The organism is Pseudomonas sp. HMWF006 (assembly GCF_003061205.1).
GTDB lineage: Bacteria > Pseudomonadota > Gammaproteobacteria > Pseudomonadales > Pseudomonadaceae > Aquipseudomonas > Aquipseudomonas monsensis.
Genome location: NZ_QAIU01000158.1, coordinates 1 through 22,041 on the forward strand (window position 1 = coordinate 1; position 22,041 = coordinate 22,041).

Sequence of the window (22,041 nt, forward strand, 5' to 3'; positions counted from 1 at the left end):
CAACAGGCAGGCGAAGGCAATAGCGAGAATCCGGGCCGGGCGCGGCCAGACAATCTGATCAAGCGCGCCCATGGTGCTGTCTCCGGCGGTTGCGAGACTTCCGGGCGCGGCGTTTCGCGGCGGCAATTCCGGTGTTACCCCGGCGGCTAAAAGGGATAATTTGCGGGCCGCCCCACGTTCCGAGGGATTGATAGGTGGCGGCCCAGGTATGGCCACACAACAAGCCGGCGAGTAGCGCGCCCAAGGCCCGGCCAAACAGATTCAGCCTCATTTGAGCGCCTCCTGATCCGGGCCTTGCTTGATTAAGCGGGCAATGAACAGAACCAATGCCAAGCCGCTGTTCAAGGCCGCGTATGCTTTTGGCGAAAGCTGCTCCTGCCACATCGGCAACAGTTCCAGTTGCGCTAGACCGAAGAACGCAATCAGCAACCCGAGCTGGACGCTGTAGAGCTTGTAGCAGCGGCGCCAGTTGCAGATGAGCCTCATGCGGAGGTCCTCACGCTTTGGCCGTGAGTGGCGCCGCGCTCGATGCCCGCCAGCGTCAGCCCATCCGCAATAATCGAGTCGCCGTACCACTGGCCGCCTGGCAATGGGCCGGGGCCGTTTTCATGCCGAATGATGGACTTGATCAAGGAGCGCATGAAGTCGAAGTCATAGACGTCAACGCCTTCGAAGTCCGGGTCAAAGCCTACGGCCCGAGCCACGGTCAAGACGTAAGCTTCGGTGTTGTTTTCGGTGGGCGGCGCCCAGCGCTCAATGATCTCGCGCACGGAGTCGATCCGGCTGCCGTCTTTGGCGAGGCGTTTGTCCTGATAAGTAATCAGTACTCGGGCAATTGCACGAATCCCCCAACGCGGGGCGGTGAATTGGACAAACTCGCTGTCGCCTTGAGTGGCGGCCATGCCTTGCCAGCGCACGCCTTTAGCGTGGCGAATATTGCCGGGATTGAAGTTGCGGATGCCGCGAGGGTTTTCGGGTCGCATGGGCGCCTCCTGTAACGGCGCCGCTGTTTCCGGGCGCCAGAAATACACACGCTGCCATCATGGGCGGCGTGGTACAGGAGGGCTTTTAATCGAGTTTAAAGAGGCTTTTTGTTACCGCTTGGCCTTTCTAAAACGCAGAACGCCGTTGATTTCTTTCAAGTCGTCATCCAGTTCGGAAATGGTCGTGATTGCGGCTTGCCTGATCGAGTTCAACCACAAACCGGCGCCGCCCATCAAGACAGCAAAGCAAGCAAAAGCAACCCATTTGCCAGTGCTGATTTCGCCACTAAGGCCATCAATCCTGAGCATGTACCAGCCCCAAACGCCGAGCGCTACGCAGGTCAGCAGAAGCAACAATGCAGCCGGGTTAATCCATTGCCGAAAAAACGCGCCGCGCCGCTCTCTCTTGTACTCGGTCATGACGCGCTTCAGTTCATCACTAGAGAGCTGATCCCATTTTGGGTGGTTGATGATGTTCTTGCCCGCAACCTGACCGATACTGCCATTGAATACTTGGTGCCCCATGAAAACCTCAGCTCCAGCCACGGCTATGTTGAAAAATTTCTATGTAGTCGATGCATTCTCGGTATGTATAAACCAGTCGACCATACTTTCTTTGCTTGGGAATGAAGAGGAAGTACGGCACCAGAACCCCGAAGAACATGGTTGCCGCGATCAGCATCGGAGATGTAAATGCGACTCCAGAAATTAACTCAATGATGAACGTCACAGCGCCTAAGACCATCCAGCCAGCGAGGGGATTGAAGTATATTTTTTTACGCGCATCAGCTAGCCGTCCAAGCAGGACAATGAGTAGTTGAGCCACTTCCTCACGGCTTTTTCCAGCCAGATCGTCCAGGCCATAGTTGTTGATGATATTGCCGCCAGCCACTTGCCCGACTTCGCCATTGAATGACTGATTTCCCATGTTCACTCTCTTCGTTTGTTTGCCTATAGCGAGTCTGCAAAAGACGGGATAGTCAGTCGCCTAGAGGCCTCGCTTTAGTCAGCTTTTGCAGTGGGCCGCTTTAGGTTTCTCAACGAGTTCTTTTGTCTCGGAGTCAACCGTGAAGACCGTTAGGCACTCTCGGCCGCCGCCAAATTTCTTCTTCAGTTCTGCATCACTTTCAGCGGCGACTTTCGCTGCAATAACAGGATCTGAGGACTGGAGACATTCATCTCGCTTTGCCTGAAACTCACCGAGGGCGTCCTTGATTGAACCAGGTCTCTGCTCGATGCCACCCTTGTAAGCCGCAAACAACTGCGCATTCCACCAAGTGCGGGAGGCATTACCTGCGATGCCGCAACTGCCAAGCGGCTCAAAGATTGTGGTGCCGAATTGGCTTTCCCCTGAACCCACCAGCGCGGAAAAACGTTTGCTGTGGGCGGTGATAGCGGCTGGATCTCCGCGCTTTAGTATGGCAACGCCATCAGTCATGGCTTTGCTGAGGGCATTCATTTGTTTTGTAGCCTGCTGCAATGACTCAGGACTCGCATCCTTGAAAGGCTCTGCCTGGGCAACTGCGGCGAACAAAAACAACACACAGAAAACACTTTTCATCAATCACGCTCCTTGCAGAAATGACGTTCCAACTTCCGATCTGAACAGAGAACCCGTTCAGAAAAAAATCCCACCGAGCAAAACGCCTAGACAAAACAGAATGGCCGCATTTTGTTTGTGTACAGCGAGGAACTCGCTGATCGAAACGGCTCCCGTCTCGACTACCGGCACCGTCGTCGGTGTCGGTGTCGGTGTCATAGGCTGGAACCCCTGAACAAACTCTAAAGTTTGTTGGAGCTGCGATTTCTGGAGGTTTTGTAGCTGAGTGCGGCCAAAACTCAACTCGCAGAAGTTATTCATTTCGGTCTTCGCATCTTTCTCAGCTACGGCCCGCAAAACCTTACCCACCAATCGGCGTATATCTGCTTTTTCTTGCAAAAACTCCAACCTCGCCTGCATCACGCTTCGTGCCTGAACGAACTGCTCTGAGGTGATTTCGCTAATCGAGGTCACCCCTAGCTGTGCATGAACTCTACGCCAAACGTCACGCGGGTCGGCCCCCAGTTCCTCGCACTTCGCACGCAGCTCGTGAAGCTCTTTACGCTGAGCCGATACTAAGCCTCGCACCTCCGCCTTATCGTTGTTAACAAGACTGATATTGACGCCGTAATTATTGATGTCGCCCCCGGCCACTTGGCCTACGCCGCCATGAAAGTCCTGCTTCATGGGTTACTCCTTTGATTTCACATCCCCAACATTGAAGGTAACACCTGACTCGTTGGTGATGTTACCGGCCACCGACTGGCCCACTGCCCCGTGAAACGTTTGGTTTACCTGGGCTGATCCTGCCGTCACGGCTGCTATAGCCGCAGCCTTCACTGCTAACGGCGCGGATCTGAACCGTTCAAGCAATTCAGTTTCGTCCGCAGTGAGTGAGCCCGCAGACCGCTCGCCGGTAATGATATACAGCGTATCCACGCCTATTTTCGCAAGTGCGGCCAAGTAATCCGCACCGGGAAACCGTTCGCCTTGCTCGTATTTCAGCTGAGCAAGTTTCTTGACGCCGCCGACGGCGCCAATTGCTGACTGGCTATAGCCCAGTCGCTCGCGCTCTTCCCTAAGGCGCTCTCCGATATTCAAAAGCACACCTCAACTATTGACAGGTATCTTTTTAGATACCATCATGATTGCCACATAACCCAATTATCTTTGCATCACAGGAGCCACCACCATGGCCACCCATGCCAAAGCCCTAACCGCCGACCAGGTGAAAGAAAGCTTTCGCCAACGCGGCAAAACCATTACCGAATGGGCTACCGAAAACGGCTACACCCGTAACGAGGTTTACCGCGTACTCAATGGCCAAGCCAAAGCCAACTATGGCAAGGCACATGAGATCGCCGTAAAGCTCGGCCTCAAACCAGTACCAGCGATGGCCGCGTGATGGTCATCCTCCAGCGGAAGCCCGGCGGGCGTCACGCGCTTCGGCCAACTGATCGCACAGCCATGCAAGTGTTCTTGTTGCCTCGGCCTCAATCGGTTGTCCCGGCCACTGAACGGGTCGCAGCGCTCGGTCAATCCGACCATGCGTTACCACCCCCTCAACCTCAAGTATCGCGGCAAGGCGTAACCAGCCCTGTGCCAGCGCGTTCACTTGTGCCTCTAGCCTTTCAATTCGGTCGGTCATTTCTCATGTCCAGGTTTGCGAATGTACCCCAAAAATTTGCACCCGCTGTAATCCTTTTGCATATGTGCAAACCGGCTTTTTGTTTGGAAGACGCCCTTGTAGGAACATTCCAATGAGCCGCCGCCGCTGGAAAAACATGCAGCCAACTTCCCTGCGCCATGCGCTGGAGCTTTGCAAGGACTTCGCCAAGGAAATCCAAAACAAAAGCGTGGATCGGATCGCTGATGAAATGGGCGTTGCGGATCATTGGTCGGTCTACAAATGGTTACAAACTGGCCGCATGCCGGCCAACCTGATCCGGCCCTATGAACGTGCTTGCGGCTGCGATTACGTCACCCGCTGGATTGCCGCCAGCGCCGGGCAGTTGACCATTGCTATCCCCACAGGCCGGAACTGCACCGCGCAGGACACGCAGGCCCTGCAGGAAGTACTCACCACAGCAGCGGGCAAGTTGTTGGCTTTCTACGCGAAGAACTGCGACGCCGATGAGACCTTGGCAGCTATACAGGCCGCAATGGAAGGCCTCGCCTGGCATCGGGGCAACGTCAGCCAAACCCAAACACCACAACTTGAACTGGAGGAGCGGCCATGACCCGCACCGCATCCAGCGCGGGCCGCGTGCTGCGCGTTCTAAAAGCATTGAAAGGCCACACGATCACCGGACTCAGCAACGCCGAGCTGGCTCAGATAGCCGGTGATAGCCCGAGCAACGTCACTCGGGCGATGCAGGTGCTGATCGAGGAAGGCCTTGCGGTGAAGCTCGACAACGGCCGCTTTGCCCATTCCATCGTAATGCTGCAAATCGCTCAGGCACACGTCGAGCACATGGCTGGCGTGAATCGCCGAATGAATGAAATCACTCAGCGGGTCGCCGCTGGCTCGCAGATCTAAGGAGAACCCCATGGCACGTACCAAAACTCAACCCGTAGACAGCCCGGAACTGCCTGTTCTGGATGGCGAAATGTTGACCGCGAATCAGAACGCAATGGCCTCGCTCCAGGCATCGCATAGCGACGAACGCGACCTCGTCAATCAGCTTCTCGGCCAAGCACAGATGGCCGAATCCTTTGCAAAATTTTCGCTGACGGTCAGCACTTCTAAACTCGCCTTCGTCAAGGAAACCAAGCTTTATCGGGGTTTGAGCGGAAAGAAAACTGCTGACGGTCAGCAATTCGCGGGCACTTGGGACGAGTTCTGCTCGTTGCTTGGCCGTTCGCGCCAGCAGGTCGATGAAGACATTGCCAACCTTCGTACCCTCGGCGAAGCCGCGCTCGATTCGATGTCACGCATGGGCATCGGTTACCGCGAACTGCGCCAGTACCGCCGCCTTCCACAAGACGAGCAAGCCGCGCTGATTGAGGTGGCGAAGGCCGGCGATAAAGAAGCGTTTCTAGACCTTGCAGAAGAGGTCATTGCCAAACACGCCAAAGAAAAAGAGGCGCTGACTCAGCGCCTCGATGACGTCAACGCCGACTACGAAGCCCAAGGCGAAGTCATGGCGAAGAAAACCAAAGAGCTGGATAGCGCCAAGCAGGAGCTGGAGAAAAACCGCAAACGCATCCAAGCCGCTACGCCGGACGATGTCATCAAAGATTTGCGCGCCGAAGTCGTAGGCATACAGTTTGAGATCGAGGCCAAGATCCTCGGCGAATTGCGTGACGGATTCGCTCAAATGGCCGAACACGGCGCCGCAAACGGGGCAGACCACCGAGGATATCAGGCGGATCTGATCCGGCAATTAGAAGTCACCCTCGCCACCGTCCGCAGCGAATTCAACCTCCCCGAACACGCCGAAGGCAGCGCCCCGGTGTGGATGACGGCGCCCGAGGCTTAAGCCATGAACCCGGTACAAATCCAGCAGTTGGCCCAAATCGCCCAACGCGCCGAGAACGCCCCGCACGGCCAGCGTACCGCCGTTTACCAGGCGGGCGCGGCCGAGCTGGGTGTGTCCCTTCAAACCTTGCAGCGCAAGCTGAAGGAGATTCGTGTGGCAAAGCCCCGTAAGCGCCGCAACGACGCCGGATGCAGCGCGCTGCCGATTGAGGAAGCCCGGAAGATATCGGCGGTGTTGCTGGAGTCGATCCGCGCCAACAACAAACAGTTGTCCACCATCGAGCGGGCCGTGGAACGGCTACGCAGCAACAACATGATCGTGGCCGGCCGCGTGGATGAACAAACGGGCGTGTTCCGCCCGTTGACCAGCGGCGCGATCAGCCGGGCTCTACGCGCCTACAAGTTACACCCCGAGCAGTTGTTGCACGACGCCCCGGCGGTGTCGCTGGCCAGCAAGCACCCCAACCACGTTTGGCAGGTGGATGCGTCGATCTCGACTCAGTTCTACCTGGCCGATGACGGGGCGCGGGTGATGAACAAGGCCGAGTTCTACGACGGCAAGCCCGGCAACCTGAAAAAGATCGAACGTCAGCGGCTGTGGCGCTATGTGATTACAGACCACACCAGCGGCACGTTGTACGTCGAGTACGTCCTCGGCGCCGAATCGGCAGAGAACCTGTGCAATGTCCTGATCAACGCAATGCAGAAGCGCGGCGAATCTGACCCGTTCCACGGCGTGCCGTGGATGCTGATGACCGACCCCGGCGCGGCCATGACCAGCGGTATTTTCCGTAACCTCTGCCGCGCCATGTCCATTGACCTGATCATCAACCAGGTCGGCAACGCTCGGGCGAAGGGCCAAGTTGAACAGGCCCACAACATCGTCGAGCGGGAATTCGAAAGCGCGCTCAAGTTTCAGGCGGCGGAAAGTCTTGAGCAGATCAACGCGTGGGCCGGCCAGTGGATGCGGTACTTCAACGCGACTTCTATCCATACCCGCACCCGGCGTACCCGGTACGGCGTCTGGCAGTTGATCCGGCAGGAACAACTGCGCCTTGCGCCAAGCGTAGAGGTTTGTAGAGAGCTGGCCGTCAGCACGCCGGAGTACCGCAAAGTCAGCAACCTGCTGCGAGTTTCGTTCCGTGGCGCTCAGTTCGATGTCAGCTCTGTGCCCGAGGTGATGGTGGGCGAAAAACTGCTGATCACCCGCAACTGCTGGCGCGACAAAGACACGGCTATTGCCGTGTTGATCGGGGCCGATGGCCGCGAGAACTACCACGTCGTCGAGCGAATCGGGGTGGATGAGTTCGGGTTCGCCGAAACCTCAGCGACCATCGGCGAAACGTACAAGCGCCACGCCGAGACGCCGGCCCAACTGTCGCGCAAGGTGCTGGAACAGATCGCAACTGGCACCACCAATCAGGCGGACGCCGAAGCGGCACGCAAGGCCAAGGCCGTTCCGTTCGGCGGCCTGATCGATCCGCACAAACACGTTAACGACACCGTGCTGCCGGCCTATATGCCACGGCGCGGCATTAGCCTCAACGTCAACGCCCCAACTGTCGAGCTTGTCCCACTCAGCCACGTCGAAGCCGCCAAGCTTCTGCGCCCGCGCCTGGGCAACCTCTGGACGGCCGACACGTTTGTTTGGCTGCAGCAACGTTACCCGGAAGGAGTTCCTGAAGAGCAGCTCGACGCCGTTGAGGCGGAGCTGAAACGGCCTGTTGAGGTCATGCGCAAACCGTTCAGCCTAAAGCTGGCAGCGGTTGGAGGTGAGTGATGTTGAAACTTAAACAAATTCTGCAAGACGTGGGACGTCCACAGGCTGCGCTTGCGGAGTCTCTGAGTCTGAGCGCCGCTACCGTCGCCCAGTTGCTGAACCACGGCCAATGGCCGCGAAGTCTGGACAGCGCCGAATTGCAGAAGCGTATCCGCAAATTCCTGACGAAATCCGGCGCCAATGACGCCGATATTGCCAACGCATTTGAAGAAGTGGATCTGCCGTGCGCCAACACGGCAGATCCGGCCCTTATGAAAGAGCCGTCCGGGGAGGACGAACCTATGTTACTGCCAAAACAGACCATTCAGCCAAATACCCGCAAAGCATTCAGCCTGTTCCGCGACCCGTTCGAAGAGTTGCAGTGCGCTCAGGACATGTGGGTCAGCCCGGATATTCGCTATGTTCGGGAGGTGATGTACCAGACTGCCCGCCACGGCGGCTTCCTCGCGGTCGAGGGGGAATCGGGCGCGGGCAAAAGTACGCTTCGCCGCGACCTGGTGAACCGCATCGCCGAAAACAACGACCCGGTAATCATCATCGAACCCTACGTGCTGGCGTCTGAGGACAACGACACCAAAGGTAAATCCCTGAAAAGCACGCACATTGCCGAATCGATGATGGCCGCCGTTGCGCCGCTGGCCAAACCCAAGAGCAGCCCCGAGGCGCGGTTCGCTCAATTGCACAAAGCGTTGAAGGAATCCCACGCCGCCGGCTACCGCCACTGCCTGGTCATCGAAGAAGCCCACAGTCTGCCGATTCCCACGCTCAAGCACCTCAAGCGCATCCTTGAGCTGGAGGTCGGGTTCACCAAACTGGTGAGCATTATCATGATTGGCCAGCCCGAACTGGGCGTGAAGTTGAGCGAACGCAACGCTGACGTACGCGAAGTTGTTCAGCGCTGCGAGCGGGTGACGCTCACGCCGATTGAAACCTCCCGGCTGGAAGAGTTTCTGAAATTCCGCTTTGACCGGGCCGGCAAACCGCTCGCCGAAGTCATCGACGAAAGCGGCATTCAGGCTATCGCGGCGCGCCTGTCTCAGCCAAAGCGTAGCGGCGGCCGTGATGAAACGGTGTCGCTGCTGTACCCGCTGGCCATCGGCAACCTGATGATCGCGGCGATGAATCTGGCCGCCCAACTCGGCGTGCCAATTGTCACCGCTGACGTAGTTAAGGGGGTGTGAGATGGCCGCCCTACATCTGGTACCTCTGGCCCCAGCTCAGCCGCTCAGCATCCTCACCGAGGAATTCCCGAAAAAGCTGGCCACCTTCAACGATCTGACCCGCGACATGCGTGATGCCGGAATTGTGATCAAGGCGTTGGATCTTGCGGACAACAAGATTTTTGTTGACCCCGACAGCCTCGAACTTCTGGCGCGGCGCTTTGGGCATGAGCTTCGCAGTATGCGCTGCAACGTCGAGGGGCGGCTTGCGCGCAGCACGGCATCAATTCGGGGCGTCGGGGTTGTCTGGTTCACCTTGGTCAAGGAGCAGGACAAATGAGCCAGTCACTGAACGCCTCGATTGAGGCATTGCAAGACGCCGTTTGGACGGAATTGCCGACCATGTCCTGGGCAGACGCAATGAAGCACGTTTCAACGGTGCTTGAGCACGTGCACCGTCCGTCCGCGCCGGCCGAGCATCTGTCGGGGGCCAGCGCCGCCATAGCTGAAAGCCGGTTTTACGATGCCGGCCGGCATCTTCGCCGCGCATTGATCGCTCTGGACATTCGAACCGGCGAACGCGTCGTACGTCAGGCCGAACTGTTGGACGCCTTCGACCAGGCGCACGCCGTGATGCCATTCCTGTGGCTGGAAATTGGCTACAACCGGATCAGTGATTGGCTGGTGACTGTGACCGACAAATCAGGCGGCGTTGAGCGCGTGGTCGTACAGGTCGGCGGCTTGGGCGCTGATGAAACTTGCCGGCTGGCTGCGGAACAGCTGCGCCAACTTCTGGAGGGTAAAACCAATGACCAATAATGATGCTCTGCAAATACCGCCGGGCTACCGCGTCGACGCCCTCGGCCGCATGGTGCCCGAGGCTTCGATCAAGCCTACGGATCTGCTGCGCGACAGGGTGGTGATCGAAGCCGTTGACCAGGCCATGGCCATCAGCGCGATGTTGCTCAAGTTCAAAGCGTATGTTTTCGGTGAAATTGACGCGCTGCAGCAGATCAGCAAAGAGCAGTACGGCGTTGTCTCGCGTGGCACGAAGGGCAATCTGACCCTGATCAGCTTCGACGGGCGCTACAAGCTGATGCGCGCCAACCAGGATCAGATCGAATTCAACGAACACCTTCAGTCAGCCAAGGCGCTGCTTGATGAGTGCGCGCATGAATGGACGGCCAACTCCCACCCCGGCGTCAAAGTGTTGATCAATGACGCATTCCGAGCCGACCGCAACGGGGAGCTGCGTACCGCCCGAATCCTGTCGCTGCGCCGCCATGACATTGATGACCCGCGCTGGAAAAAGGCGATGGAGGCAATCGGCGATGCGATCCAGGTCGCGGGCAGCCGCAGCTATATCCGCTTTTACAAGCGCGTTGGCGATACCGACCGTTACGAAGCCATCCCACTTGATTTGGCGGGGGTGTGACATGACTCAACAACTACAGGCAGATGTTTACGATTCAGACGTTGTGGAGATCATCAGTTCGCTGCAGGAGTGGCATGCGATTCGGATTCAAAAGTTGGAAATGATTGTTGACGCTATGGACGACGTCGGTCTCCAGCTTCGACTCCCGGACGGCAGCTATTCCGAACTGGTTGGGGACGAACGGAAAGGGTTTCAGGCTGGCGTGAAAACAGCGCTAGACCTGTTCCGCAAGTTCCCATTGGCGGTTTTCCCACTTTCTGAGGAGCTGTGAAGATGTCCTCTACAAGCACAGGCAAACTCACGTCCGGCGTATTGGAGTTCCAAGGGATCTGCGATCAGTGCCAGCGGCCTCGCGTTGCAGGGAACCACATAAAATGCAGCGAAGCCCGGCAGCGGCTCTACGCCTCCCGTAATGATCGCCAGACCAACGTGCGGGCACGGTCAGGGGGTGCCCAGTGAAGAAAGCACCTGCCAATCCAGCCCGCCTGCCTTTGATCAAGCTGATTCACGTTGCCCGGCGCGAGTTGCGCATGGATGACGACACGTTCCGCCTGATGTTGGCCGGTATGACGGGATTGGACGGAGCAACGTCCTCGGCTGACTTGAGCGTTCCAAACCTAAATCGGGTTTTGGAACAGCTCAAGCTGCGCGGCTTCAAGGTTCGTCCAAAAAAGGCGCCGCAGCGTCCGAAGGCGGCCGACGGGCAATCGAGGAAGATCCGGTCGATGTGGCTGACCCTTCACGGCCTTGGCGCGGTGCGCGACCCGTCCGAGGAGGCGCTTGCAAAGTTCGTCATGAATATGACAGGCGTTGCCGCATTGCAATGGCTCAAAGCTTCGCAGGCAAGCCGCGTCATAGAGAACCTGAAGCAATGGCAGCAACGTATCGAAGTGGCCCCGGCCGCTGTAAGGGAGGGCGTATGACTGAGTTCAGAAGCAAAGGCCCCGAACTGCTGACGGATCTCACAGAGCATATCGCGGTGGCGCTCGTTGAGCTGGTGGCGATGGAGGAAGCCGCCGCTCGCCATGTGGCTCAGGAAGTTTCTGACCGCATGGCGGCGCACTGGGGCGGCCAGAACCTGTATTTTCCGATGGGGCTGTCGGTTAAGTTGAGCCGCCGTGATCGCCAGATCTACGATGATTTCAATGGCACTAACCACAGCGAGCTGGCGCGCAAGTACGCAGTGTCGCTTCAGTGGATCTACAAGATCGTCAAGGCGGTTCGAAAGGACGAAATAGCGCGGCGTCAGGTTGATATGTTTGCCCCGCTTACTGACGACTGAGCGGGGCGTTTTCTATTGCACTGGCTGCAACTGAATTTCACAAACCATCCCAACCTGTGCCAGCCTATCCCGGATTGGCCCAGGTTTATCTCACGTTCCCCTTGGTATTTATCTCAGTCCTAAACACGAATGATTCGATGGGAATCAGTCTGATGGTGTGTGGCGAGGGGATTTATCCCCGTTGGGCCGCGAAGCGGCCCCAAATCCAGCACTGATATTCACCTGCACAACCGCGTGTTCGGCTTTTACGACTGCTGCGCAGCCGAACGGGGATAAATCCCCTCGCCACAATGAGTCGCAGTGCAGCAGGAACTGTTCCGTTCAGATCCAGCAGGCATCCCAGAGCGGATAGTCGCCCATCTTCTCGACCAGCCCGGCACGCAGGGGGTTGGCAATGATATAGCGGGCGAAGGGCTTCAAGTCCTCGCCGTCACGAATGGCGCGGTCATGGTAGCCGGTTTGCCACAATGGCCCACGTCGTCCCGTCTTTTGATTGACGGCTTGAGTGCAGCGCGCCTTGACGCTGCCAACGACTTCGCCAAGTGAGCCGTGTTGCAGTTGCATCAACCAATGGAAATGATCAGGCATCACAACCCAGGCGATGGACTCCACGACCCTTTGTTCATGCGCCCGACGCAGTTCTGCAACCAATAATCGGCCTGTCTGCCAGTCTGAAAATACGGGTTGGCGTTTGTGTACAACCGAGGTGATGAGGTAGGCGCGACCGTTTTCTGAGCATCGACCCTGGCGCAGGCGGTGGGATTGGGGTTTGACTGGCACGTTGGCATCCTTGCATTCGTTCATCGGATTTCCCAAGGCTAGTGCCTGAAGGCTCGATTGGTGGCTGCAATGGCTGAGTGAAATTTCTGAATCGGGTGAAGTCTCAGCGGCTGAAGAATTCATATGAGATGAAGGATTTGTCTCAGCTGAAGCGGGGATCTGTGGCGAGGGGATTTATCCCCGTTGGGCCGCGAAGCGGCCCCAAATCCATGCACTGATATTCACCTGCACAACCGCGTGTTCGGCTTTTACGACTGCTGCGCAGCCGAACGGGGATAAATCCCCTCGCCACACGGGGGAGGCTTCAGGACCATTGAGCTAGAGAGCTCGGTAGATCAAATGCGGTAAGGCAGGGGCATGACGCTGCACCATTGCTGTGCAATACTCGGCGCCATTTTTAGTGGCGGATTTTCCGGCGTCGAGCAGGGAATGCCTCTCCGCAAACCGGGCTTTTGCCGAGAGTTGTCGCTAAATGTTGTGGTTTATAGAGTGAAAACACCTGCCCAAGGCTTTTTATACTGCACGCCCCGCTGATCTTGCAGGTTTTGTCCTACAAGACGCGTTTGCCCACGAGGCAGGCGCGGTTTAATGCAAGCCAGGGCCTATCGGCCGATGCTTCGACACTCGGTGGTCATATCCAATAACAAGACGAGGTTGCACCCCTATGCCAGTTGGCAATCACCTGCCTCACGGCGAAACCGCTCAGGGCGGTCCGCTCAAACGCGAACTCGGCGAACGGCATATTCGCCTGATGGCGCTCGGTGCCTGTATCGGCGTCGGTCTGTTCCTGGGTTCGGCCAAGGCCATTGAAATGGCCGGCCCGGCAATCATGCTGTCCTACATTCTCGGCGGTCTGGCGATCCTGGTGATCATGCGCGCCCTCGGCGAAATGGCCGTACACAACCCGGTGGCCGGTTCGTTCAGCCGCTACGCCCAGGACTATCTCGGTCCACTGGCAGGTTTTCTGACCGGCTGGAACTACTGGTTCCTGTGGCTGGTGACCTGCGTTGCGGAAATCACTGCCGTCGCCGTGTACATGGGCATCTGGTTCCCCGATGTGCCGCGCTGGATCTGGGCCCTCGCGGCACTGCTCAGCATGGGCTCGATCAACCTGATCGCGGTCAAGGCCTTCGGTGAATTCGAGTTCTGGTTCGCCCTGATCAAAATCGTCACCATCATCGCCATGGTGATTGGTGGCGTCGGCATCATTGCCTTCGGTTTTGGTAACGACGGCGTGGCGCTGGGGATTTCCAACCTGTGGGCCCACGGTGGCTTCATGCCCAACGGCGTGACCGGGGTGCTGATGTCCCTGCAGATGGTCATGTTCGCCTACCTCGGTGTCGAGATGATCGGCCTGACTGCCGGTGAAGCGCGCAACCCGCAGAAGACCATCCCGAACGCAATCGGCTCGGTGTTCTGGCGCATTCTGCTGTTCTACGTCGGCGCGTTGTTCGTGATCCTGTCGATCTACCCGTGGAACGAAATCGGCACCCAGGGCAGCCCCTTCGTGATGACCTTCGAACGCCTGGGCATCAAAACCGCTGCCGGCATCATCAACTTCGTAGTGATCACCGCCGCACTGTCGTCGTGCAACGGCGGCATCTTCAGCACCGGGCGCATGCTCTACAGCCTGGCGCAAAACGGTCAGGCCCCGGCCGGTTTCGCCAAGACGTCGAACAACGGTGTGCCGCGCCGTGCGTTGCTGCTGTCGATCGGCGCGTTGCTGTTGGGCGTGCTGCTCAACTACCTGGTGCCGGAAAAAGTCTTTGTCTGGGTGACCTCGATCGCCACCTTCGGTGCGATCTGGACCTGGGTGATGATCCTGCTGGCGCAACTGAAATTCCGCAAAGGCCTGAGCGCTAGCGAGCGCGCCGGCCTGAAATACAAGATGTGGCTATATCCGGTCAGCTCGTACTTCGCCCTGGCTTTCCTGGTGCTGGTGGTCGGCCTGATGGCGTACTTCCCGGATACGCGCGTGGCGCTGTATGTGGGGCCAGCGTTCCTGATGCTGCTGACAGTGTTGTTCTACGTGTTCAAGTTGCAGCCGACCGGTGAGTCGCAGGGCGCGGTACGTTCGGTGTCGTAAACCTGCCACCTGAAATGCCCGAAACCCCGGTCCAATGGCCGGGGTTTTTGCAGGGTGGTGACGCGCACCTGTTAGTTCTTACAGTAGACGGTGTCAGGAACAGGCTCTTAGTGTTGAGCACATCTGCCGTGCTCACTAACAGGGAGTCTGTATGCCCGCGTTCACTCAAGGATCGAGCAATCGTGGGATCGAATCCCGATGGTTGATGATCTCGTCCGGATTGATTCTGCTGCTCTCGATCCTGCTTCGATTCCATGACATCGGTATTCCGTATTTGTGGACCGATGAGGCGTTTTCTGCGCTGGTGAGCGTCCAGTCGCCGTCAGCGATCTGGTTCCACATGGGGCATGAGGTTCACCCCCCGCTGTATTTCCTTTTGCTTCACTTATGGATCCAGATGTTTGGCGACAGCGTGCAGGCGCTTCGTGCGATGAGTGCGGTAGCGGGGGTTGTTGCGGTGGCGCTGGGTATGAGGTTGATGCGCTTCATCAGTCGTCCGCGGCTGGCGGTAATGACGGGATTGTTCATGGCCTTGTTGCCGATCTCCGTGCGTTATAGCCAGGAGGCGCGTATGTATTCGCTGGAGGCGGTCTGGTTACTGGGCGCGACCCTTGCGTTGGTGTATTGGCTGCGCGGCGCCCGTGACCGGTACCTGGTGATTTACGCGTTGCTGGTGATCGCAGCGCTGTATACCCACTACTTGTCGATCCTGTGCGTACTGGCGCATTTCATTTATCTCATCGCTTTGAGGTTCCAGGCGGATAGAAGGCTGCATGTGCTCACTCGAGCGAAGCTATGGATCGCTTGTCTGGTGGTCACTGTTGCCTATATTCCCTGGTTGTTCAGCCTGACGGATGAAGTGATTATCCATAACGAGGCGTTCAAGACCGGCGGTGAAATCTTCTGGATCCCCGGATTGACGGCCTACACCCTGCCGTCGGCGCTCTGGCGGTTTTTCACCCTCAAGGCGCGGACCGAACTGAGTACACCGGTTTACCTGTTGCTACCGTTGCTGGTGGTGGCCCTGGCATTGTGGGTGGCATGCCGGGACCGGAGCCGGCTCAGGTTGGGCCTGCTGTTGTTTATCTTCAGTTTTTTTCCTGTGCTCGCAGTCTTCCTGGTGTCCTTCAAGCTGCCGATTTTCATCGAGCGTTATGTGGCCTTTAGCGCCATCGGCGTGGTCATGCTGCTTGCGCTGGCGGTGGCCAGGATGGCGCGTCGAACCCCGATGCTGGCAGGCGCTATGGTGGTGTTAATCCTGGGGCTTGAATGCCTTGGCTTGAACACGATGTACACCCGGCAGGATGATCTGAATGGTACGCGTAATGAAATCCGGTACCCGCTGGATCAGATCGTCGGCAGCATCAATGAGCGGTCCAGGGCTGGCGATACGATTGTTGTCAACGGTGGGTATTGGTATTACAGCGTTGCCTATTACAGCCGGCGCGGCATCCAGCCACTGTTGTATCAGCCAGCATGGGACAACACGACTGACAACCGTCCCAATGGTTACGGTTCATCCACGTTGATCTACCCGTACCGCGATCAGTTGTTTCTCGAGGACCTGTCGGCATTGCCACGCCAGTTTCACAGGGTGTGGTGGGTGACCTCCCGGGACACGGATGAACAGGCCGAAACGGTTCCCGATAACTGGGAGTGTTTACTGTTGCAAGACGCCGGAGAGCTGCAGTTGAGGCTTTATGTCGTACAGCCTGAAAGCATGGTCAGGCAGGGCGCCGCCTTCAGTCGTTGCCAAAGGCTCTGATTCTGAACACGGCACGCTCAGCTTCAAAAGCTCGCCCTCCAGAACCTCTTTCGCGCCATCAATCCGTTGTTCATGCACGCCGCCCGGTGTTCATGGCCACTGGTAGAAGAAGGCATGCCCGCCCGTCGGAATGGTGCCGCCACCTGTAATTTCTGACAGTAGACCGGTCACCCCGTCATGCCCTAGCTTGAAACCTCGGCAAGAGAAGCAAGGGCAAGGAGTACGGAATGAAAGGAGTCTCTGCATTGATGGTGACCGGTATCGCCGATGGATTGATCCATTGGCAGATTTTTTTCATCCTGTGCAGTGCCCTCGAACTGACTCAGGCAGCCAGCAACTTCGCCGGGTTTTGTGTGGCGGCAGCGTTCTCGTTTTACGTGAACATGTTGTACACCTTCGACAGTCGGACATCGGTGGGCGTTTATCTGCTTTTTATTGGCGTGATGGGCGCATTCAGTTTTGCCGTGGGCACGTTCGCCGATGCGCGCAATTTGCCGGGGTTGTTGACTGTGGGGGTGTTTACCCTGGTCCATTTGCTGGCAGGGTACTGTTTTTTCCGGTTTGTGTTGTTTCGGGGGCATCAGTCATGAATGTATCAATGCCTGATTTCACCCCGACGACAGCATCCTGTGCAGCTTCCACGCCCTTCGTGGTTGATCTGGACGGAACGCTCCTCAAATCCGATCTTTTGTTCGAATGTGTTGTGTCCTTTATTCGCACCAAACCTTTGCAATGTCTGAAACCTTTAGCCTGGCTCTGGCATGGCAAGGCGTACCTGAAAGAACGTCTGGCACAAGCGACGGACATCGACGTCACCTCCTTGCCCTACGATCCTGATGTGCTCTGGATGATTGAGGCGCAGCGCAACGGCGGCCGGAAGATTGTCCTGGCCACGGCGAGTCATTACACGTTGGCAGTACGCATTGCCGGACACCTGAAAGTGTTTGACGAGGTGCTCGGGACGACCCTCGAGCGCAACCTGTCGGGGGCGCATAAGCGTAATGCGCTGGTGACGCTGTATGGCGAAAGAGGGTTCGACTACGTCGGTAACTCCTTGGATGACCTGCCGGTCTGGCGTTCGGCCAGACAAGCTTTTGTGGTCAATCCGTTACCGGGTGTCGAACGTGCCACTCGGCATCTGGGCAACGCTGTCCAGGTGGTTCGCCCGGACACCACGAACTTCAAAAGTGTCTACAAAGCCTTGCGCATTCATCAATGGGTGAAGAACGCGCTGATTTTTATCCCTCTGCTCGCCGCGCATCAACTGGTCAACCCGCTGCTGCTGTGGCACGGCGTGCTGGCATTCGTGTTTTTCGGCTTGTGTGCGTCGGGCGTCTATGTGCTGAACGACCTGCTCGACCTCGCCGATGATCGCAAGCATCCCACCAAACGTCATCGACCCTTCGCCAGTGGAGCGTTGTCGATCAAATCCGGACTGCTGACTTTTCCTCTGCTGTTGCTGGTGGCCTTCACGGGCGCCTGGTTGTGCCTGCCTCATCAATTCGTTGCGGTGCTCGCCTGTTATTACGTGCTGACGCTGGTTTATTCGCTGTGGCTCAAGCGTCTGATGGCGCTCGACGTGATTGCCCTGGCGCTCCTTTACACGCTGCGCATCATCGCCGGTGGCGCCGCTTTCGAGTTGGAACTTACGGGCTGGATGCTGGCCTTTGCCATGTTCATGTTTTTGAGCCTGGCGCTGGTCAAGCGCTATGCCGAACTGTTGCTGGCGCTGCACAGCGGCATCACCGGGAAAACCGGTGGACGGGATTACTTTCCTGCCGATCTGGCGATGCTCTCCTCTTTGGGCGCTGCATCCGGTTACCTCGCTGTCATTGTCCTGGCGCTTTACATCCAGGACAGCGTGACGACAGCGCTGTATGCGCATCCCCGGTGGATCTGGCTTGCATGCCCGGTGCTGTTGCTGTGGATCACCCGGATCTGGCTGCTGACCCACCGCGGCCGCATGAACGACGACCCCGTGGTCTTCGCACTGCGTGATCACTTGAGTCTGGCGATGGGCGCGGTGTTCTGCCTGATTTTCTGGGTGGCGGTGTGAAACTGCTTAATGGCCGTTGATTCGAGAGGGAGTTCGAATATGAGTGAGATAAACATTGCAAATACCTGCGGAAAATCAGTCTTGAGCTCCTCGGAGTTATGGGCTGCGTTATTGGTTTTCTGGGTGCCGATCGGTGTGTTGTTTTTTTCGATATTGGCGATGAACCATGGCGTGATGATTTACACGCTGGATGATCCCTATATTCATATGAAAATGGCCAAAAATATTTGGGGTGGGCATTACGGGATAAATCTTGAAGAGTATTCCGCACCGTCATCAAGTATTGTCTGGCCATTCCTGCTGGCGCCGTTCTCGATTTTAGGTGACGCCTTATTTTATGCACCGCTGGTGCTGAATGTTGTGTTTGCATTTTTGACATTTTTGTTGGTTTTAAAGTTGCTGAAAGATGCTGGTTGTCAGTTTCCGGTAGTGATCACGTGTGGGCTGTTTTTTTCAATTAATATTTATGGGCTGATATTCAATGGGATGGAGCATAGTCTGCAAGTATGTCTTACGGCTTTTGTCGCCGCTGGTATTGTGCGCAGGGAGTTTTTACCAGAGATAAAAGTTTCGAATGTGCTCTATCTGGCGATTTTTATGTTGCCACTGGTACGTTATGAGGGGTTGGCCATTTCATTGCCGACATTAGTTTATATGTGGATAAAGGGTGAACGCAGAAACTCCTTGTATTGCGCTATTGCAATACTGCTGAGCTTGGCCTCCTTCAGTTTTTTTCTGAAAAGCCTGGGGCTTGATTGGTTACCCTCTTCAGTACTGTCCAAGAGCGATATTCATGATCTGCCATCCTTGGGTGAGCATGTATTGGAGCAGTGCAGGCAAGGCGGATGGGTTATCTACGCGGTATTGATGTTTTGCGCCTTTTACGCTGGCAGAACATCGCTGATATGGCTGCTGCTAAGCGTAACGTTGCTTCATACGGTATTTGGCAAATCCGGGTGGTACGGCCGATATGAGATTTATTGGCTGATTTTTGTCGCCCTGTTTTTTCTTGCAGCCTGTAGCAGGCATCTCAGTGGCGCAAGGATGGTATCGGTATTCAGCTGCTTGCCCTTGGCGTTCACTGGGCTTTTATATATAACATTGAGCACCCCATGGGCATCGGCCAATATCTATAATCAGCAATACATGATGTCAATGATTGCCGCTCGTTTGAATGCACCTGTGGCGGTTAATGATCTGGGGCTGGTTTCATTGGCGACTGATCAATATGTTCTGGATCTCGCCGGCCTGGCCAGTTATGAAGCCTTGCAATTGAAACGTACGGAGAAAGACTCGCTGTGGATCGGTGATCTGATGAAGCGTCATGATGTCAAATACGCTTTTATTTACGATGAGTGGTTCAGTGAGCGTCCGGCAAGTTTTATAAAGGTTGCCATTTTGAAATTGGCCGTTCCGAATATAACTTCGGCAGAAAATTCTGTGTCTCTCTATGCGGTCGACTCGGCATCTGCTGAAAAACTCAAAGTCGTGTTGTCAGCGTTTCGTGCGGAATATCCGAATCGCCAATTTGAGCTCAACTATCTCGAGTAATACTGACGTACTCGTTGGATTTTTGCTGTCGACAGGAGGTAATGCCATTGTCACTCTCGTCATGGGGCAATTATCCCCTTGCGCCACAAACCGGCCATCCCTGCCATTGGCAAGATGATGTCGGGCCGCACTGGCACCGGTTGATCGAGGCGTATGGCACCACATTGCCGTTCGGTAATGGCCGCAGTTATGGCGACAGCTGTCTGGCGGGCAGCGGTCATGTATTGCAGTTACGCCCGCTGAATCGCTTTATCGACGCTGATTGGGAAAGCGGTGAGATCTGCGCCGAAGCGGGAGTGACCCTGGGCGAGATTCTCCAACTGGCCATCCCGCGCGGCTGGTTCTTGCAAGTCACGCCCGGTACACGTCATGTAACCCTTGGCGGGGCGGTGGCCAATGATGTGCACGGCAAGAATCACCATCGTTGCGGTACGTTTGCTCATTCGGTGATGAGTTTCGGCCTGCACCGATCGATGCAGCCGCCGATGGTCTGCTCTCCTATGGAAAACCCACAGTGGTTTGCCGCCACAATCGGAGGAATGGGGCTGACGGGGGTCATCACCTGGGTCAGCATCCGTTTGCGCAGGATCCAGTCCAGTCTGATCGACACGACACGGGTGCGTTTTGACTGTCTGATTGATTTCTTTGCCCTATCGGCTGAAATGGATGCCCGGCACGAATACAGCGTCGCGTGGATCGATTGTCTGGCCAAAGGCAGTGCGCAAGGGCGTGGTGTATTCACCGCTGGCGATCATTGCCAAACGGGACCGCTTGTGCCCGCAGTGCCGTATCCACTCTCTGTGCCGATCCGGCCACCGGTATCACTGATCAATCCATTCAGCTTGAAACTGTTCAACCGTCATTACTGGCAACGGCAGCCCGTGAACAGACAATCCCGGAGGCTCGCCTACAGCCCGTTTTTCTATCCACTGGATCGTATCGAGCACTGGAACCGTATCTACGGACGCAAAGGCTTCCAGCAGTTTCAATGCGTATTGCCGGCAACGGTGGCAGAAGCGGCCTTGGCCGAGTTGCTCAAGAATATTGCTCGCAGTGGCAGCGGCTCCTTTCTCGCAGTGCTCAAGCGTTGTGGCGACATTCCGTCAATGGGGTGGCTGTCATTTCCGATGCCGGGCACGTCACTGGCTCTGGATTTCCCGCAGAACAGCGCCCTGACGCAAACGCTCCTGCCGCGCCTCGATGCCATCGTCCGGGAAGCGGGTGGCCGTTTGTACCCTGCCAAGGATGCGCACATGAGCGGCAATGATTTTCGCCTGGCCTATCCCGCCTGGGAGCAATTGGAAGCGATGCGCGACCCGGCCCTGATCTCACGTTTCTGGCAGCGAGTTATCCGATGAAAAAAATACTGATTGTGGGGGCCACATCGGCCATCGCCGTGGCTTGCGCGCGGTTATGGGCGGGGCAACAGAGCGAGTTTTTCCTGGTCGCAAGGGACCAGCAGAAGCTCCTGCAGATCTGCGCGGATCTGCAAGTTCGAGGGGCGACAGCGGCCACGCCGTTCTGGATGGATGCCTGCGATATTGCGGCGCATCCGGTCATGCTCGAGCAATGCCTGGCGACACTGCAATCGGTGGATATCTGCCTGATTGCCTACGGCACCTTGCCCAGTCAACACGAGTGTGAACAAAGCGTTGAACGGGCCATGGAAGCATTCGCCAACAACGCCGGTTCGGTGATCGCCCTGCTGACGTTGCTGGCTAACCGAATGGCTGTCCGGCAAGGCGGCACCCTGGCGGTCATTTCGTCGGTTGCCGGAGATCGCGGGCGTCCCTCGAATTATCTGTATGGAGCTGCCAAAGCGGCGGTGTCAGCCTTTTGCGAGGGCTTGCGTGCTCGATTGTTCAAGTCTGGCGTGCATGTCATCACCCTCAAACCCGGTTTTGTCGACACCCCGATGACCGCCGGGCTCGCGCTTCCCCGGCTTCTGGTTGCGCAACCGGACGCGGTGGCCCGCCGAATCATTGCGGGCATCGAACGCAAGAAGGCGGTCCTGTACGTGCCGGGGTTCTGGAAGTGGGTCATGTGGTTGATACGGGCCATTCCGCAGCCGGTGTTCAAGAGGCTGAACCTGTGAGCCAGGTGCTGATGTTATCCGGGTGGCGCTATCGGATCCTGATCGGC

At 56.9% G+C, this 22,041-nt stretch carries 27 protein-coding genes; 19 read left to right on the forward strand and 8 right to left on the reverse strand.

Annotated elements, in window-relative coordinates:
- Positions 1-267: 267 nt before the first annotated feature.
- From DBR24_RS06220 to DBR24_RS06250, 7 genes are all read right to left on the reverse strand, one after another.
- Positions 268-486, reverse strand: a complete 219-nt coding sequence (locus tag DBR24_RS06220) for a hypothetical protein (RefSeq protein ID WP_128614215.1) — start codon at positions 484-486, stop codon at positions 268-270.
- Entirely contained in the window at positions 483-983 is a 501-nt protein-coding gene (locus DBR24_RS06225; protein ID WP_128614216.1) for a structural protein, read from the reverse strand. Before DBR24_RS06225 ends, DBR24_RS06220 begins: the two co-directional genes overlap by 4 nt.
- Before the next feature lie 111 nt (positions 984-1,094).
- Positions 1,095-1,508 carry a hypothetical protein gene (locus DBR24_RS06230; RefSeq protein ID WP_128614217.1) on the reverse strand — a complete coding sequence of 138 codons (414 nt, stop codon included), beginning with the start codon at positions 1,506-1,508 and terminating at the stop codon, positions 1,095-1,097.
- A gap of 7 nt (positions 1,509-1,515) precedes the next feature.
- On the reverse strand, positions 1,516-1,911 hold the full coding sequence (locus DBR24_RS06235; RefSeq protein ID WP_128614218.1) for a hypothetical protein: 396 nt from the start codon (positions 1,909-1,911) through the stop codon (positions 1,516-1,518).
- A gap of 78 nt (positions 1,912-1,989) precedes the next feature.
- Positions 1,990-2,544, reverse strand: a complete 555-nt coding sequence (locus tag DBR24_RS06240) for a hypothetical protein (RefSeq protein ID WP_128614219.1) — start codon at positions 2,542-2,544, stop codon at positions 1,990-1,992.
- 57 nt (positions 2,545-2,601) lie between these two features.
- Positions 2,602-3,210, reverse strand: a complete 609-nt coding sequence (locus DBR24_RS06245; RefSeq protein ID WP_128614220.1) for a hypothetical protein — start codon at positions 3,208-3,210, stop codon at positions 2,602-2,604.
- A 3-nt stretch (positions 3,211-3,213) separates the two neighbouring features.
- A complete protein-coding gene (locus DBR24_RS06250) occupies positions 3,214-3,624 on the reverse strand; it encodes an XRE family transcriptional regulator (protein ID WP_128614221.1) in 411 nt (136 codons plus the stop codon).
- Between the two features lie 91 nt (positions 3,625-3,715).
- On the opposite strand from DBR24_RS06250, the gene DBR24_RS06255 reads away from it, so the two are divergent.
- The 12 genes from DBR24_RS06255 (at position 3,716) to DBR24_RS06315 (ending at position 11,661) form a co-directional block, all read left to right on the forward strand.
- Positions 3,716-3,928, forward strand: coding sequence for a DNA-binding protein (locus DBR24_RS06255; RefSeq protein ID WP_128614222.1), 213 nt, complete (start codon positions 3,716-3,718; stop codon positions 3,926-3,928).
- 355 nt (positions 3,929-4,283) lie between these two features.
- Positions 4,284-4,763, forward strand: coding sequence for a hypothetical protein (locus tag DBR24_RS06265; protein WP_128614224.1), 480 nt, complete (start codon positions 4,284-4,286; stop codon positions 4,761-4,763).
- Complete coding sequence (locus tag DBR24_RS06270; protein WP_034155722.1) at positions 4,760-5,062, forward strand: helix-turn-helix domain-containing protein; 303 nt, start codon at positions 4,760-4,762, stop codon at positions 5,060-5,062. Before DBR24_RS06265 ends, DBR24_RS06270 begins: the two co-directional genes overlap by 4 nt.
- A 10-nt stretch (positions 5,063-5,072) precedes the next feature.
- Positions 5,073-6,005, forward strand: a complete 933-nt coding sequence (locus tag DBR24_RS06275; RefSeq protein WP_128614225.1) for a hypothetical protein — start codon at positions 5,073-5,075, stop codon at positions 6,003-6,005.
- 3 nt (positions 6,006-6,008) lie between these two features.
- Complete coding sequence (locus DBR24_RS06280; RefSeq protein WP_128614226.1) at positions 6,009-7,784, forward strand: DDE-type integrase/transposase/recombinase; 1,776 nt, start codon at positions 6,009-6,011, stop codon at positions 7,782-7,784.
- A complete protein-coding gene (locus DBR24_RS06285) occupies positions 7,784-8,965 on the forward strand; it encodes an ExeA family protein (RefSeq protein ID WP_128614227.1) in 1,182 nt (393 codons plus the stop codon). Before DBR24_RS06280 ends, DBR24_RS06285 begins: the two co-directional genes overlap by 1 nt.
- Before the next feature lies 1 nt (position 8,966).
- Positions 8,967-9,284 carry a hypothetical protein gene (locus DBR24_RS06290; protein ID WP_128614228.1) on the forward strand — a complete coding sequence of 106 codons (318 nt, stop codon included), beginning with the start codon at positions 8,967-8,969 and terminating at the stop codon, positions 9,282-9,284.
- Positions 9,281-9,763, forward strand: a complete 483-nt coding sequence (locus DBR24_RS06295) for a hypothetical protein (protein ID WP_128614229.1) — start codon at positions 9,281-9,283, stop codon at positions 9,761-9,763. Before DBR24_RS06290 ends, DBR24_RS06295 begins: the two co-directional genes overlap by 4 nt.
- The gene (locus DBR24_RS06300; protein ID WP_128614230.1) at positions 9,753-10,379 is read left to right on the forward strand and encodes a DUF3164 family protein; all 627 of its coding nucleotides are present in this window, start codon (positions 9,753-9,755) and stop codon (positions 10,377-10,379) included. Before DBR24_RS06295 ends, DBR24_RS06300 begins: the two co-directional genes overlap by 11 nt.
- A 1-nt stretch (position 10,380) precedes the next feature.
- Positions 10,381-10,650, forward strand: coding sequence for a hypothetical protein (locus DBR24_RS06305; protein ID WP_128614231.1), 270 nt, complete (start codon positions 10,381-10,383; stop codon positions 10,648-10,650).
- 184 nt (positions 10,651-10,834) lie between these two features.
- A complete protein-coding gene (locus tag DBR24_RS06310) occupies positions 10,835-11,302 on the forward strand; it encodes a gp16 family protein (protein ID WP_128614232.1) in 468 nt (155 codons plus the stop codon).
- Positions 11,299-11,661: a Mor transcription activator family protein gene (locus DBR24_RS06315; RefSeq protein WP_128614233.1), complete on the forward strand. Its 363-nt coding sequence runs from the start codon at positions 11,299-11,301 to the stop codon at positions 11,659-11,661. Before DBR24_RS06310 ends, DBR24_RS06315 begins: the two co-directional genes overlap by 4 nt.
- A 321-nt stretch (positions 11,662-11,982) precedes the next feature.
- Here the strand turns inward: DBR24_RS06315 and DBR24_RS06325 are convergent, their stop codons facing one another.
- Positions 11,983-12,441, reverse strand: coding sequence for a transposase (locus DBR24_RS06325; RefSeq protein WP_128614242.1), 459 nt, complete (start codon positions 12,439-12,441; stop codon positions 11,983-11,985).
- A 664-nt stretch (positions 12,442-13,105) separates the two neighbouring features.
- Between DBR24_RS06325 and DBR24_RS06330 the strand changes: the two genes are divergently transcribed.
- From DBR24_RS06330 to DBR24_RS06360, 7 genes are all read left to right on the forward strand, one after another.
- Positions 13,106-14,527 carry an amino acid permease gene (locus tag DBR24_RS06330; protein ID WP_128614235.1) on the forward strand — a complete coding sequence of 474 codons (1,422 nt, stop codon included), beginning with the start codon at positions 13,106-13,108 and terminating at the stop codon, positions 14,525-14,527.
- 151 nt (positions 14,528-14,678) lie between these two features.
- Entirely contained in the window at positions 14,679-16,292 is a 1,614-nt protein-coding gene (locus tag DBR24_RS06335; RefSeq protein WP_128614236.1) for a glycosyltransferase family 39 protein, read from the forward strand.
- Positions 16,293-16,519: 227 nt separating this feature from the next.
- A complete protein-coding gene (locus DBR24_RS06340) occupies positions 16,520-16,882 on the forward strand; it encodes a GtrA family protein (RefSeq protein WP_128614237.1) in 363 nt (120 codons plus the stop codon).
- An 8-nt stretch (positions 16,883-16,890) separates the two neighbouring features.
- Positions 16,891-18,348: a UbiA family prenyltransferase gene (locus DBR24_RS06345; protein ID WP_128614238.1), complete on the forward strand. Its 1,458-nt coding sequence runs from the start codon at positions 16,891-16,893 to the stop codon at positions 18,346-18,348.
- A 39-nt stretch (positions 18,349-18,387) separates the two neighbouring features.
- Positions 18,388-19,899 (forward strand): hypothetical protein, encoded by a 1,512-nt coding sequence (locus tag DBR24_RS06350; protein WP_128614239.1) that lies wholly within the window; start codon positions 18,388-18,390, stop codon positions 19,897-19,899.
- A 41-nt stretch (positions 19,900-19,940) separates the two neighbouring features.
- Positions 19,941-21,257, forward strand: coding sequence for an FAD-binding oxidoreductase (locus DBR24_RS06355; RefSeq protein WP_128614240.1), 1,317 nt, complete (start codon positions 19,941-19,943; stop codon positions 21,255-21,257).
- Positions 21,254-21,994: an SDR family oxidoreductase gene (locus DBR24_RS06360; RefSeq protein WP_128614241.1), complete on the forward strand. Its 741-nt coding sequence runs from the start codon at positions 21,254-21,256 to the stop codon at positions 21,992-21,994. Before DBR24_RS06355 ends, DBR24_RS06360 begins: the two co-directional genes overlap by 4 nt.
- Positions 21,995-22,041 lie beyond the last annotated feature (47 nt).

What these genes read in the sequence shown, in the direction of transcription:
- DBR24_RS06305 (WP_128614231.1), top strand. Translation starts at nt 10,381, where the DNA reads ATGACTCAACAACTACAGGCAGATGTTTACGATTCAGACGTTGTGGAG.
- DBR24_RS06340 (WP_128614237.1), top strand. Translation starts at nt 16,520, where the DNA reads ATGAAAGGAGTCTCTGCATTGATGGTGACCGGTATCGCCGATGGATTG.
- DBR24_RS06300 (WP_128614230.1), top strand. Translation starts at nt 9,753, where the DNA reads ATGACCAATAATGATGCTCTGCAAATACCGCCGGGCTACCGCGTCGAC.
- DBR24_RS06355 (WP_128614240.1), top strand. Translation starts at nt 19,941, where the DNA reads ATGCCATTGTCACTCTCGTCATGGGGCAATTATCCCCTTGCGCCACAA.
- DBR24_RS06245 (WP_128614220.1), bottom strand. Translation starts at nt 3,210, where the DNA reads ATGAAGCAGGACTTTCATGGCGGCGTAGGCCAAGTGGCCGGGGGCGAC.
- DBR24_RS06280 (WP_128614226.1), top strand. Translation starts at nt 6,009, where the DNA reads ATGAACCCGGTACAAATCCAGCAGTTGGCCCAAATCGCCCAACGCGCC.
- DBR24_RS06255 (WP_128614222.1), top strand. Translation starts at nt 3,716, where the DNA reads ATGGCCACCCATGCCAAAGCCCTAACCGCCGACCAGGTGAAAGAAAGC.
- DBR24_RS06230 (WP_128614217.1), bottom strand. Translation starts at nt 1,508, where the DNA reads ATGGGGCACCAAGTATTCAATGGCAGTATCGGTCAGGTTGCGGGCAAG.
- DBR24_RS06220 (WP_128614215.1), bottom strand. Translation starts at nt 486, where the DNA reads ATGAGGCTCATCTGCAACTGGCGCCGCTGCTACAAGCTCTACAGCGTC.
- DBR24_RS06360 (WP_128614241.1), top strand. Translation starts at nt 21,254, where the DNA reads ATGAAAAAAATACTGATTGTGGGGGCCACATCGGCCATCGCCGTGGCT.
- DBR24_RS06345 (WP_128614238.1), top strand. Translation starts at nt 16,891, where the DNA reads ATGCCTGATTTCACCCCGACGACAGCATCCTGTGCAGCTTCCACGCCC.
- DBR24_RS06330 (WP_128614235.1), top strand. Translation starts at nt 13,106, where the DNA reads ATGCCAGTTGGCAATCACCTGCCTCACGGCGAAACCGCTCAGGGCGGT.
- DBR24_RS06315 (WP_128614233.1), top strand. Translation starts at nt 11,299, where the DNA reads ATGACTGAGTTCAGAAGCAAAGGCCCCGAACTGCTGACGGATCTCACA.
- DBR24_RS06270 (WP_034155722.1), top strand. Translation starts at nt 4,760, where the DNA reads ATGACCCGCACCGCATCCAGCGCGGGCCGCGTGCTGCGCGTTCTAAAA.
- DBR24_RS06295 (WP_128614229.1), top strand. Translation starts at nt 9,281, where the DNA reads ATGAGCCAGTCACTGAACGCCTCGATTGAGGCATTGCAAGACGCCGTT.
- DBR24_RS06350 (WP_128614239.1), top strand. Translation starts at nt 18,388, where the DNA reads ATGAGTGAGATAAACATTGCAAATACCTGCGGAAAATCAGTCTTGAGC.
- DBR24_RS06285 (WP_128614227.1), top strand. Translation starts at nt 7,784, where the DNA reads ATGTTGAAACTTAAACAAATTCTGCAAGACGTGGGACGTCCACAGGCT.
- DBR24_RS06275 (WP_128614225.1), top strand. Translation starts at nt 5,073, where the DNA reads ATGGCACGTACCAAAACTCAACCCGTAGACAGCCCGGAACTGCCTGTT.
- DBR24_RS06265 (WP_128614224.1), top strand. Translation starts at nt 4,284, where the DNA reads ATGAGCCGCCGCCGCTGGAAAAACATGCAGCCAACTTCCCTGCGCCAT.
- DBR24_RS06235 (WP_128614218.1), bottom strand. Translation starts at nt 1,911, where the DNA reads ATGGGAAATCAGTCATTCAATGGCGAAGTCGGGCAAGTGGCTGGCGGC.
- DBR24_RS06335 (WP_128614236.1), top strand. Translation starts at nt 14,679, where the DNA reads ATGCCCGCGTTCACTCAAGGATCGAGCAATCGTGGGATCGAATCCCGA.
- DBR24_RS06290 (WP_128614228.1), top strand. Translation starts at nt 8,967, where the DNA reads ATGGCCGCCCTACATCTGGTACCTCTGGCCCCAGCTCAGCCGCTCAGC.
- DBR24_RS06240 (WP_128614219.1), bottom strand. Translation starts at nt 2,544, where the DNA reads ATGAAAAGTGTTTTCTGTGTGTTGTTTTTGTTCGCCGCAGTTGCCCAG.
- DBR24_RS06225 (WP_128614216.1), bottom strand. Translation starts at nt 983, where the DNA reads ATGCGACCCGAAAACCCTCGCGGCATCCGCAACTTCAATCCCGGCAAT.